The organism is Paracoccus onchidii, assembly GCF_028294535.1.
GTDB lineage: Bacteria > Pseudomonadota > Alphaproteobacteria > Rhodobacterales > Rhodobacteraceae > Paracoccus > Paracoccus onchidii.
This window is the reverse complement of sequence record NZ_JAQBIE010000005.1, coordinates 122388-134978: the sequence shown is the minus strand read 5'-3', so window position 1 is coordinate 134978 and position 12591 is coordinate 122388. Positions and strand designations below refer to the sequence as shown.

Sequence of the window (12591 nt, the reverse complement as noted above, 5' to 3'; positions counted from 1 at the left end):
ACCGCGCGACAGCCATAGCCTCGCGCGGTGTTCTTGATTTCACGGGTCGTCACCCGGTTCATGGCGACGGGTCCCGCCCCATGCGCCGGAATCAGCTGTCGCCGCGGCTGGAACGGTCGATCTTGCCACTGGAGGGGATCACGGTCACAGCGATTTCACGGCCGGCATCCACGTCACGGCGCTGCAGCTCTTTTCCGCGATAGATCGTGCCGGCTGTGACCTCGGTTTTTTCTGCAACACCTGCGGTGGCATTCAGATCGGGACGTTCATTCGCAAAAGGTGCAGCCGTGGCCGAAGCGGCGCCAGCCAGAATTGCAACAGCGGTCAGTGCGGCGGAAATGTTCTTGAAGGTCATGGTCTTATCTCCTGGTATCTGTTGATCGGAACCTTGTTGGCTCTGATATTCGATACGCAGGTCGGGGCGGATTTATTTCACCGCTCACTGTTGTGTGATAATTTCACACGCGCCCGTGCATGTCCTGCGGCGCGGCCTGCCAAGGCACAAAAAGGGCGCCCTAGGGCGCCCTTTCGCAATGCTGTCTTTGGCAATCAGCAGGAATAATACAGCTGATATTCGACCGGATGGGGGGTGTGCTCGTAGGCATAGACCTCTTCCCATTTCAGGGCCATGTAACCCTCCAACTGGTCGCGGGTGAACACATCGCCCGCCAGCAGGAAGTCCATGTCCTTTTCCAGCTCTTCCAGCGCTTCGCGCAGGCTGCCGCAAACGGTCGGGATCTCGGCCAATTCTTCGGGCGGCAGATCGTAAAGATCCTTGTCCGATGCCGAACCCGGATCGATCTTGTTCTTGATGCCGTCCAGACCCGCCATCAGCAGTGCCGCGAAGCACAGATAGGGGTTGGCCGAGGGATCGGGGAAGCGGGCTTCGACGCGCTTGGCCTTGGGCGATTCAGTCCACGGAATACGGACACATCCCGAACGGTTGCGAGCCGAATAGGCGCGCAGGACGGGTGCCTCGAAGCCCGGGATCAGACGCTTGTAGCTGTTGGTCGACGGGTTCGTCAGGGCGTTCAGCGCCTTGGCGTGCTTCAGGATACCGCCGATGAAATACAGCGCTTCCTGCGACAGATCGGCATATTTGTCGCCTGCAAACAGCGGCTTGCCGTCTTTCCAGATCGACATGTTCACATGCATGCCCGAACCGTTGTCGCCCTTCATGGGCTTGGGCATGAAGGTCGCCGACTTGCCATAGGCGGCAGCGACGTTGTGAATCACGTATTTGTATTTCTGGATGTTGTCCGCCTGCTCTGTCAGCGAACCAAAGATCAGGCCCAGCTCGTGCTGCGCGCTGGCAACCTCGTGGTGATGCTTGTCGACCTTCATGCCCATGCGCTTCATGGTGGTCAGCATCTCGCCACGAATGTCCTGCGATGCGTCGATCGGGTTCACGGGGAAATAGCCGCCCTTGTGACCCGCGCGATGCGCCTGGTTGCCCATCTCGTATTCGGTGTCGGTGTTCCACGCGGCATCAACGGCGTCGATCTGATAGGCAACCTTCTGCGGCGTGACCGAATAGCGGACATCGTCGAACAGGAAAAATTCAGCTTCCGGGCCGAAATAGGCCGCATCACCGATGCCCGAAGATTTCAGATAGGCTTCGGCCTTGACGGCGGTGCCACGCGGGTCACGGCTATAGGCTTCGCCGGTGTCGGGTTCTGCCACATCACAATGCACGCACAGAGTTTTTTCGGCATAGAACGGATCGATATAAACCGACGATGCATCCGGAACCAGCTTCATGTCGGATTGGTCGATCGACTTCCAGCCAGCGATCGAGCTGCCGTCGAACATGAACCCTTCTTCGAAGAAATCTGCGTCGACCAGATCCACATCCAATGTCACATGCTGAAGCTTGCCCTTGGGGTCCGTGAAGCGAACGTCCACATAGGCGATCTCTTCATCTTTCATCAGCTTCAAGACGTCTTTGATTTCCATCTCTTCCCTTTCTTCAAATATCGCGCCCGACTGCCTGCGCGGCCGGGCGTTCTGTTCCTTATGACCGACCCGCCTTACAGCGCGTCGTCACCTGTTTCACCTGTGCGGATGCGGATTGCCTGTTCCACGGGCGAAACAAAGATCTTGCCGTCGCCGATCTTTTCGGTTCTGGCCGCATCGACGATTGCATCGACTGCAGCTTCGACCTGATCGTCGGGCAGCACCATCTCGATTTTCACTTTCGGCAGAAAATCGACGACATATTCTGCGCCGCGATAAAGTTCCGTATGCCCCTTTTGACGACCGAAGCCCTTGACTTCGGTGACGGACAGACCCTGCACACCGACTTCTTGCAGTGCTTCTTTCACATCGTCCAGTTTGAAAGGCTTGATGATCGCCTCGATCTTTTTCATCGCAATTGATCCTTCCTCGCGGCTTGCCTGATGATTGATTGGCGGGTTTCATGGGCGGGGTAAATGCGACACGCCGCCGAATAGGTGACCGACCCGCAAGACCGGGCCTGACTGCACATTATTTACGCTAAATGACCATTTTATAGGCAGACATCGTGCTAATTGGATCCGAAATACTGACCAGCGCCCAAATGCGCGCCATCGAATCTGACGCAATAGGCAGCGGTGCGGTCACCGGGCTGGCGCTGATGGAACAGGCCGGCGCGGCAGCGGCCGCATTGATCCAGCAGGCAACGCCCTCGCCCAAAGATGTGATCGTCCTGTGCGGCCCGGGCAATAACGGCGGCGACGGCTATGTGGTCGCGCGCCATTTGCATGATGCGGGATGGAGCGTTCGGGTTCTGGGCATGGACAACACGCCCGGGGCGGATGCCGCCCATATGAAAGACATGTGGCTGAAACGGGGACAGATCCGCCCGCTAAGTGACGCTCAGCTGATGTGTGAACCGCCCGCGAATATTTATGTCGACGCCATCTTCGGAACCGGGCTGACACGCAAGGTTGCGGGCGACCTGCACAGGATCCTCTTGCGTCTGGGTGGCCGGAACGACGACGCCGAACGCTATAGCGGCAGGATTTATGCCATCGACTGCATCAGCGGCCTCGACCTTGACAGTGGCCAGATGCCCGGCTGGTCATCCGAACATATGCAACACGCGCCACGCGCAAACATGACGGTCGCGTTTCACCGACCAAAGCCGGGGCATCTGTTGCGACCCGGCTGCCTGTTGACGGGCGATTTGCAGATCGTGGATATCGGGTTACCAGAAACGAAAGGGACGGTCAGTCCCGCGCCCCCGCTACAAGCGATCTGGCCGCAGTTTCCATTTTCGCGATCTCAGGTCCGTCCCGCAATCGCGCAACGACTGGCGAAATCCCCCTTGGACCACAAATTCCGGCATGGGCATGCGCTTGTCATTGCGGGCGGTGCGGAACATGCGGGGGCCGCACGCCTCGCTGCACGGGCCGCCCTGCGGATCGGAGCCGGGCTGGTGACGATTTGCCCGCCATCGCAGGCGATGCCCGAACACAATACCACCCCGGACGCCTTGATGCGCCACCCCGTGGACGACACGCAAGAGCTGCAAGACCTGCTTGCCGACCCCCGCATCACCGCCATATGCATTGGTCCCGGCTGTGGCATCGCGCGCGCAACAGCCTTGCTGCCCGCGATTCTTGCCGCGGGGCGCCCCTGCCTGCTGGACGCCGATGCACTTACGGCCCTGTCGCGGGATCGCTCCCTGTTCGCGCGGCTTCACGAAAAATGCGTGATGACACCGCATGAGGGCGAATTTTCCCGCCTGTTCCCGAACATAGCCGCCAAGCAGGGCCGCGGTCCAACCGATCAACTCACGCCAACACCATCGCGCATTGATATGTTGCGGATGGCCGCCCATCAGAGCAATGCGGTAACCTTGCTGAAGGGTCCGGACACCGTGATCGCCGCGCCCACCGGCGCATGTTATATTCACACCGCTCTGGACGTGCCATGGCTCGCCACCGCCGGATCTGGCGACACCCTTGCGGGAATCGCGACCGGGTTGCTGGCACGCAGCCTGCCCGCGACAGACGCAGCCGCCCTCGCCGCGTTGATACACGCAAGCGCCGCCCGTAAATTTGGGCCAGGTCTGATTGCCGACGATCTGCCTGAACAAATTCCCGCCATACTTCAGATGTTGCTGACATGAATTTTCGGTCTGGAACCCGCCACAAGCCCTTGCAAGAACGCAGCATCTCCGTATTCGTCCGCTGGTGCCGCTCTGACAGGAGGAATCCGAAGCCGTTAGTGTTCATCATCGATAATGGACATCATGAGGCACCCCATAACGGGCAAGAAGAGCCAGAAGAAGCGGTCGGCCTTCGAGCAGGCCATGGCCGCAGATGTGTCGGTCGCGCAGGTTACCCGTCGTTATTCGATATGGGTTTTGTTGTACGAACCGGGGGTGCAATCGGGCTTTCCCTTTTCGCGGACGGACTTATTCTCTTGGCTCTGTGACAGATATGCCAAGAGCGGTGTGGCGGTTGAGCACCGCGATGCGGATCTGGGTTTCCGCGACCTGCCGGTCAAGGTCTCTGGTCATCAGGGGTTGGCCAAGAAGTTTGATGCAGTTCATCCTGGCCTCGACGCGGCTTCGGCGGTGACATCCGCGCCATTGTCGCCAGATAGCTCGACCCAGATATCACGCTGCATTCACTGCCTCGTTGCGAGCGAAGGCACCGACGCTTCAGGGTTTCCGGGGTTTGGCATTCTTGCGCGGCGGGATGACGGCATGAGCGCCACGCGAAGCAATCGCGCCATGGCATCTACGCGTGATATAGGCCCCGCCGGCGGTCACTGATCCGATGGTCTGATCGGCCGGGATCTGATCAATCAATCAATTCCGGCAACATGGGTGCCGCAATGGCATTCCGAATGACACGTTCAATGTCAGGCAGGTCTGGATCGCCGCATCGCTGAACCGTTGTTGCCGACCACGCTTGCCGCTCGGCGGCGATGCCCAGACAATCTCGGGATCAAACCAAATGGACAGCGATCCGCGCTGTTGCAACGCTGTGCTGGACGAAGGCCCGTTCCGGTCTTGCACTTCGTCGGGGCCCAACTGCTCATGCCGAAAAGCTGTCAAACTGGATTCAAACGGTGAACCACTGACGGCGATTTGTGCCACAAAGCCTTGTCGTTGCAGCAAGGTCCGGCATTGATTGACCTCGGTGTTTCTCGCTACATTCTGCCCATGCAAAATGCCGAGGTTCCATTTTTTCCACCTGCCACATCCCGCACACATGAGGTTTGTGGGGCGGGTGCATGTGTGTTTTCCTTTGCGCTTTCGGCCCAATTGAATGGTCATACGATGTGGATCCGCGAAAACTGGGATACGTCACAAATCAATCCAACTGGATTTGCCGATTTCCTAGAGCCTGCGGCACTAACCGTCTGCAACACCAAAAATCAGCCCGAGACGCTTGCAGTGGCAGAAGAAGCCTTGCGGTCTGGTGCTGTGTCGCTGGTTGTCATGTCTCTGAATAAGTCTTTGGGCTTGACTGAAGGGCGGCGGTTGCAGCTGGCTGCACGGGATGGAAAGTCCACGGGACTGGCCAGTATTCCCGAAGGTATGGGCAGCAATGCGGCGGAAACGCGTTGGCGCTGCAGCCCTGTGTTCGCCCCCACAGACTCGACTCTGCAAAAATGGGAGCTTATTAAGAACAAATCGGGAACATTGGGTGTCTGGCATGTTCGATGGAATACGGCGTCGCGTCGTCTCACTATGGTTTCCTCGGCTCGCAAGTGACCGGGTTTTACGCCAGTGCCACATCGACGGGCCTTTTGCGCTGACGCTGAAGCAGAAAAATGCCAACCGGATTCACTGCCTGAATGCCGCTGCCACACAACAAGGCCTGCATCCGGGAATGCCCTATGCGGATGCGCGGGCCTTTTGTCCAAGCCTGCAAAGCCAGGTGGCGCAGCCTGAGCAGGACCAGAGGTTTTTACACACGCTACGTCGCGGGGCGACACGTTACTGCCCTTGGGTTGGGCTTGAGGGCCAGGATGGGCTGGTGATGGATGTCACTGGTTCGGCGCATCTGTTTGGCGGAGAGGCGGCTATGCTGGCCGATATACGCATGCGCCTGATGCGCGCCGGGATTTCAACACAAATAGGTCTTGCGGATACCCGTGGGGCGGCTTGGGCCTTGGCGCATTATGGCGAGGGTGTCGCCCCCAGCGGCGAGACGCTGGCCGCCTTGACGTCCCTCCCGGTCGCGGCGCTGCGGATCGACGACAGCATATCCGCCACGTTACAACGTTTGGGGTTGCGCAGCATTGGCGACTTGGCGGACACCGCGCGTGCGCCGCTAACCCGCCGGTTTGGCCCCGGTCTTTTGCTGCGTTTGGATCAGGCTTTGGGCACGCAGCCCGAAGAGATTTCCCCTTATGCTGATCCGCCGCATTTCGCGGTCCGGATGACCCTGCCCGAACCGATCGGCTTGCTGTCAGATGTGATGGCCGGAGCCGAGCGGCTGCTTGTTCAGCTTTGTGCGAAATTGAAAACACAGGAGATGGGTGCGCGGAGCTTGTGCGTGACACTGCGCCGGGTGGATCAGGGCCAGCAACAGGTCGAGCTGCGTTTGGCACGCCCTCTGCGCGAGCCCTTGCGCATCCTGCCGCTTTTTGAGCGAGGACTGAGCGAGGTTGATGCCGGGTTCGGCATTGATCAGCTCCGGCTGGAAGCCACACAGGTAGAGGCTCTGCCGGTGCAGCAGATCAGCCATGTTTCAGGTGGCGAAAAAGACAAGCTGAACGATCTGATCTCACGCCTTGGCACGCGGATCGGGTTAGAGAACATCCATCGGTTCCTACCCGCTGACAGCCATATTCCCGAGCGCAGCTTTATCGTTGCACCTGCGGCGTATTCTGACCAGGCCGGTCGTTGGGTCAGAATACACCCGCGTCCGATCACCCTGTTTCCACCAGAACCGATTGCCGGAACAGGCACACGCCCTCCTACACGCTTTCGCTGGCGACGAATGTCACTCACCACAGGCCGCACCACCGGACCCGAGCGCATAGCCCCGGAATGGTGGCTACAGGATGACAACTGGCATTCCGGCCTGCGCGATTACTGGCGGGTGGAAACACGTGAGGGGCGCAGGTTGTGGCTATTCTATACGCCGCAAAACCCCGGCTGGTTTGTGCAGGGGGAATTTGCATGATCGAAATCAATCGCACCCATCGCCCGGCCGAGGCGTTCCGGCGAGATATGTTGGGAACCCGTGCGCGGGCGCAGGAATACGCCGAGCTGTGCGTCACCACAAACTTCACCTTTCTGACTGGGGCATCACATCCCGAAGAACTGGTGGTGCGGGCGGCCGAGCTGGGCCTGTCGGCCATTGCCATTACAGACAGAAATTCGTTGGCTGGTGTGGTGCGGGCCTGGTCTGCGTTGAAGCAGCTGAAACGTGAAACGCAGGACAGCGTAAAAATACGATCCCTGCAGCGCATGGACAGTTCGTCCCGGCAAGTCAGCGATCAGGGTGATCCCCTCGCCAAGCCTGATACGATCGTGTTGCCCAAGCTCATCGTAGGGTGCCGGTTGATCTTGCAGGACAGTTCAGTGGATTGGGTTGCTCTGCCACGCGACCGGGCCGCTTATGAACGGCTGACGCGCCTGCTGACCCTAGGCAAGCAGCGCGCAGAAAAAGGGCACTGCACTCTTTACACCAAAGATATGGTCGCCGCCTGCAAAGGCATGATCCTGATTGCCTTGCCGCAAGAAGGTTTGAACGCGGCCATCACGGATATTCAGATACTCGCTCGTCATTTCCCGAGTCACGTCTTTCTGGGGGCGCCCCCCCGGTATGACGGCAGTGACCAAGACTATCTGAATGCCTGTGCGCAAGCGGCGCAAAGGGCCTCGGCCCCGATGGTCGCTGTGGGCGATGTGCTGATGCACCGGGCCAATCGTCGACAGCTGGCTGATGTGCTGACTTGTATGCGCGAACATATCACCATCGACCAGATCGGCACGCGCGCGCTGCCCAATGGCGAACGCCGCTTGAAAGCAGGGCAGGATATGGCGCGTCTTTTTCACAAGCATCCGGCAGCGTTGCGCCGCACATTGGAAATCGCGGATAGGTGCAGCTTTGATCTGGGCGAGCTGTCCTATGAATACCCGCATGAGCAAACGGACAGGGAAACCCCGCAGGCCCGTCTGGAACGGCTTGCCAAGGAGGGGTTGAAGCGGCGCCATCCGGACGGCCCGCCGGCTCGGGCGCTGACATTAATGCAAAAAGAGCTGGCCGTGGTGCAGGAACTAAACTTCTCCGCTTATTTCCTGACCGTGCATGACATTGTTCAATTCGCCAAATCCAAGGGCATTTTATGTCAGGGGCGCGGGTCTGCTGCCAATTCCATTCTCTGTTATCTCCTAGGCATCACCGATGTCAGCCCAGACATGATCGCCATGGTTTTCGAACGATTTGTCTCAAAGCACCGGGGCGAGCCGCCGGACATTGACGTCGATTTTGAACACGAACGGCGCGAAGAGGTGATCCAGTGGATTTATACGAAATACGGCCGCCACCGCGCCGGGCTTTGTGCCACTGTGATCCATTTCCGCACCCGCGCAGCCATCCGCGAGGTGGGCAAGGTCATGGGGCTTAGTCAGGACGTGACCACAGGTCTGTCCAGTCAGATATGGGGTATGACCAATGGCGGCGTGGATCTGGACCGCATCCGCGAGCTTGGCCTTGATCCAAATGACCGCCGCCTGATGCAGACCATTCGCTTGATTGGAGAAATCATCGGCTTTCCCCGTCATCTGTCACAACATGTGGGGGGCTTTGTCATCACGCGTGGGCGGCTGGATGAGCTCGCGCCGATTGAGAATGCCGCAATGCAGGATCGTACCGTAATTTGCTGGGACAAAGATGATATCGACGCTTTGGGCATCCTTAAGGTGGATGTCTTGGGGCTGGGCATGCTGAGCTGTATTCGCAAGGCTTTTGCGCTGATGCAGGAACACGACAATATCAGCCACAGCATCGCCTCGGTGCCCCAAGGCGATACACCCACCTATGACATGCTGTGTCGCGCCGATGCGATTGGCGTCTTTCAGGTGGAAAGCCGGGCACAGATGAATTTCCTGCCCCGAATGCGGCCCCGTAAATTTTATGATCTGGTGATCGAGGTCGCAATTGTCCGCCCTGGCCCCATTCAGGGTGACATGGTGCAGCCCTATATCCGGCGCCGAAACGGTCAGGAAAAGGCAGAACCCTTCGGCCCTGCGCTGGAACAGGTCACTGCACGCACGCTGGGTGTGCCATTGTTTCAGGAGCAAGCACTGCAAATCGCAGTGGTCGGCGCGGGGTTCACCGCCGAAGAGGCCGACCACCTGCGCCGCTCACTGGCCTCGTTCCGGCGCATGGGAACCATTGGCACCTATCGAGAGAAATTCATCACCGGCATGTTGGAAAACGGGTATAGCCAAGAAGTAGCAGAACGTTGTTTCGGCCAGATCGAAGGCTTTGCCGATTACGGCTTCCCCGAAAGCCACGCAGCAGCCTTTGCCATGCTGACCTATGTGTCGGCCTGGCTCAAATGCCATCACCCGGCGATCTTTGCCTGTGCCTTACTGAACTCCCAACCCATGGGGTTTTATGCCCCGGTTCAGATCGTGCGGGACGTGCGCGAACATGGGGTGGAAACCCGCCCAATCTGCGTGAATCACTCGGATTGGGACAATACGCTGGAACGCCGACCGGATGGCACTTTGGCGCTGCGATTGGGCTTTCGCCAGATCAAAGGGCTGAAAGAGGAAGATGCCGGTTGGATTGTGGCAGCACGCGGAAATGGTTACCCGGACCCGAATGCGCTGTGGCTACGCGCAGGCCTGAAACCTGATGTGTTGACGCGTCTGGCCGAAGCCGATGCGTTTGCAGATATGGGACTCACGCGTCGCGACGCATTATGGCAAATCAAAGCCATCCAAAGCCCCAAGCCCTTACCCCTGTTCAACGATCCAATTGACGGGGAAAACATTCATGAACCACAGGTTGCCTTGCCCATCATGCAATTGGGCCAAGAGGTGGTGGAAGACTATGTCGCAACCCGATTGACTCTGCGTGCCCATCCGATGGAACTGCTGCGCCCATCACTTCCGGGGCTTACGACACATTCATCTTTGTCTGAAATTCCGTTGGGCCGCTACAGCGTCTGTGGTCTCGTCATCACCCGGCAGCGCCCCGGCACGGCCTCTGGCGTGATCTTCCTGACGCTCGAGGATGAAACCGGCGTCAGTAACGTGGTGGTCTGGCGGACTGTCTATGAACGGTTTCGGCGTATCGTCATGGGCGCGCGGCTCTTGCGTGTAACAGGGTCTCTGCAACGTGAAGGGATCGTTGTGCATTTAATCGCACAGGACATTCAGGATATGTCACATAAGCTTTTCGAACTGGGCCACCCAAAACCAGAAGCCCTAACCACCGAAGGTCCCCGGGCTGATGATACCCCCAAGCAAGCGCGCTATCCTTCCCGTGCCATGCATCCCCGAGATCAGGCCAAACGTCTATTCCCCAGCCGGGATTTTCATTGACGCTGTCATTCTTGCAGTATGCACGAATTTGCTACTTTGGGCTCTGTTCGGCTTTGCTGCACAAACCGCCGCCAGTGGTTCACCGTTTGAATCAAAGGCGGTCGCGGGATTTCGGACCAGTTGCCAAGCTGTCGCGACTGACGGCGGAATGCCCCGGATGACGAAGCGGATCCGCGCGGTGGCCCTCAACCGCTTCACGGCACTCGGTATCCTGATGGCCGTGGCCGCGGGATAAGTGTGCTCGGGGAAAGGGCAAGTGGGATCATTCGCTGATTTGCGCAACAGCGCCGATCTCTCGCATTGTCCGGCCGCTGGTCAATGCCAGCCCCAGCGCTTCACGCCTGAACTCCCGCGTCAGTCGTTTTCAGTAGGACATAGAACACCTCCCGGTTCCTCAGTTGGCGCTCTCCATTTTCTCCGGGCAAGTCCACGCCATGGCATCCGGGCTTCCTCCGAGAGCCAGCCGCATTGGATGAAGGCGGCTGGCATGTGGCAGAGTCGGACGCATCGGTGCCGGATGCATCAGCCGCAATTGCGGCGCGAGGTTCTGGGTGAATTGAGCCAGATCGACGGCGCGGAACATCGCTGGTTCGAGGATCGCACCCCGGCCTGCGAGATCTATGCGGCGACAGATTGCGAAAGCTCGGTTGCCAGATCTTCGCATAGCTGCCGCATCCGCCTTGGATCCGTCTCGCGTTGCGCCTGAATTTTCAGTCCAAAAATATAGGTCTGCAAGCGTCTTGCCACACGATCGCAGTCGAGCGATTGCGAAAGCTCTCCGGCGTTCTGGGCCATCTGAACCGCATGGGTCAGCGAGATCTGAATCCGGTTCAGATGGTTTTGCACGGCATCGCGCAACGCATCGACATGACCAACCTCCAGCAATGATTTCACCAGCATGCACGAGGTCGAAGGCTTGTCAGTCGGCGCAAGATTTGCAAGGGAAATCAAATGGTTTCGCAAGCCGGTCAAGGGGCTTTGCGCGGTATCTAGTACGGCTTGCATCTCTGATGCCATTTTGGCGGCATAGCGATCCAGGGTTGCGCGAAACAGAGACTCTTTGCTTTGGAACGCCGCATAGATCGATCCCGGCTTCATCTGCAGCGTGACTTCCAGATCCTTGAGCGAGGTCGCGTGATAGCCTTTGGTCCAGAACAGGACCATCGCAGCGTCCAAGGCTTTTTCCCGATCATATGAAGCTGTCCGTGCCATGGTTCCGTATATAGCCCGGTCAGTTCGCGGATGACAGATGTTTGAATGCAATTATTGAGTGATTGCTCAAATTAATTCTTGAGTGATCGTTCAAATTGTGCGACCGAGCGAACATTCTGGAAACTGCAAGGTGACGACATGACCGATTTTCAACGTTTTGATGAAACCAACGCCCCCGAAGCGGCCCTGCCCCTGATTGAGAAATCGAAAAAGGCATTCGGACGCCTGCCGGGTTTGCACGCTGTCATGGCCGGATCGCCTGCGTTGCTGGAAGGATATCAGGTTCTTCATCGCCTGTTCGCCGAGGAAACGGCATTTGATGCGGATGAAAAAACCGTCGTGTGGCAAACGATCAATGTCTATCACGAATGCCACTATTGCGTTCCGGCCCATACCGGAATCGCCAAGATGATGGGTGTCAGCGATGACATCTCGAACGCCCTGCGCGACGAGACCCCCCTGCCCAACCCCAAACTCGAAGCCCTGCGGGACTTTACGCTGGTCATGCTGGAAAGCCGCGGCAATCCAAGTGACGCACAAATGCAAGCCTTCCTTGATGCCGGGTACGAACAGCGCCATGTGTTGGATATCATCCTGGGGCTCGCTCAGAAGGTGATGAGCAACTACACGAACCATGTTGCACAGACCCCGGTCGATGAAGTCATGCAGAAATTTGCCTGGACGAAGCGCTGACGCGACAAATGGAACCGCATTCCCGAAAGGATCCCATTCGGGAATGCGGCACTTACCCCCCAACATTGCGGGATTGTCGAGTTCGCGCGGCCCATTTCAGCACTGCGGGAGATGCGTTGGTGCATTGACCCCGCAGCGCAAAAGGCCAACAACATGGCGCAAACACGACA

Annotated in this window: 9 protein-coding genes and 1 pseudogene; 5 read left to right on the top strand and 5 right to left on the bottom strand. The window is 58.3% G+C overall.

Going from position 1 to position 12591, the window contains the following annotated elements; translation table 11 throughout:
• Nucleotides 1–91 precede the first annotated feature (91 nt).
• From PAF17_RS05715 to PAF17_RS05705, 3 genes are all read right to left on the bottom strand, one after another.
• Complete coding sequence (locus tag PAF17_RS05715) at nucleotides 92–355, bottom strand: hypothetical protein (protein ID WP_271888129.1); 264 nt, start codon at nucleotides 353–355, stop codon at nucleotides 92–94.
• Between the two features lie 194 nt (nucleotides 356–549).
• Entirely contained in the window at nucleotides 550–1956 is a 1407-nt protein-coding gene (glnA, locus tag PAF17_RS05710; protein WP_271888128.1) for a type I glutamate--ammonia ligase, read from the bottom strand.
• Nucleotides 1957–2030: 74 nt separating this feature from the next.
• Nucleotides 2031–2369, bottom strand: a complete 339-nt coding sequence (locus PAF17_RS05705) for a P-II family nitrogen regulator (RefSeq protein ID WP_089343015.1) — start codon at nucleotides 2367–2369, stop codon at nucleotides 2031–2033.
• Nucleotides 2370–2524: 155 nt separating this feature from the next.
• Between PAF17_RS05705 and PAF17_RS05700 the strand changes: the two genes are divergently transcribed.
• Nucleotides 2525–4117 (top strand): NAD(P)H-hydrate dehydratase, encoded by a 1593-nt coding sequence (locus tag PAF17_RS05700; RefSeq protein ID WP_271888127.1) that lies wholly within the window; start codon nucleotides 2525–2527, stop codon nucleotides 4115–4117.
• Nucleotides 4118–4405: 288 nt separating this feature from the next.
• Here PAF17_RS05700 and PAF17_RS05695 read toward each other — a convergent pair.
• Nucleotides 4406–5029: pseudogene (locus PAF17_RS05695) on the bottom strand (transposase).
• 132 nt (nucleotides 5030–5161) lie between these two features.
• On the opposite strand from PAF17_RS05695, the gene PAF17_RS05690 reads away from it, so the two are divergent.
• Genes PAF17_RS05690 through PAF17_RS05680 form a run of 3 tightly spaced genes read left to right on the top strand, consistent with a single transcriptional unit; the run spans nucleotide 5162 to nucleotide 10516 of the window.
• Nucleotides 5162–5716, top strand: a complete 555-nt coding sequence (locus PAF17_RS05690) for an ImuA family protein (RefSeq protein WP_271888201.1) — start codon at nucleotides 5162–5164, stop codon at nucleotides 5714–5716.
• The gene (locus PAF17_RS05685; RefSeq protein WP_271888126.1) at nucleotides 5658–7136 is read left to right on the top strand and encodes a Y-family DNA polymerase; all 1479 of its coding nucleotides are present in this window, start codon (nucleotides 5658–5660) and stop codon (nucleotides 7134–7136) included. Before PAF17_RS05690 ends, PAF17_RS05685 begins: the two co-directional genes overlap by 59 nt.
• Nucleotides 7133–10516, top strand: a complete 3384-nt coding sequence (locus tag PAF17_RS05680; RefSeq protein WP_271888125.1) for an error-prone DNA polymerase — start codon at nucleotides 7133–7135, stop codon at nucleotides 10514–10516. The genes PAF17_RS05685 and PAF17_RS05680 overlap by 4 nt, the downstream gene beginning before the upstream one ends.
• A gap of 618 nt (nucleotides 10517–11134) precedes the next feature.
• On the opposite strand, the gene PAF17_RS05675 is transcribed toward PAF17_RS05680, so the two are convergent.
• Nucleotides 11135–11692, bottom strand: a complete 558-nt coding sequence (locus PAF17_RS05675) for a TetR/AcrR family transcriptional regulator (RefSeq protein ID WP_271888124.1) — start codon at nucleotides 11690–11692, stop codon at nucleotides 11135–11137.
• Nucleotides 11693–11866: 174 nt separating this feature from the next.
• Here PAF17_RS05675 and PAF17_RS05670 point away from each other — a divergent pair, with 174 nt between their 5' ends.
• The gene (locus PAF17_RS05670; protein ID WP_271888123.1) at nucleotides 11867–12421 is read left to right on the top strand and encodes a carboxymuconolactone decarboxylase family protein; all 555 of its coding nucleotides are present in this window, start codon (nucleotides 11867–11869) and stop codon (nucleotides 12419–12421) included.
• The last annotated feature ends 170 nt before the right edge of the window (nucleotides 12422–12591 follow it).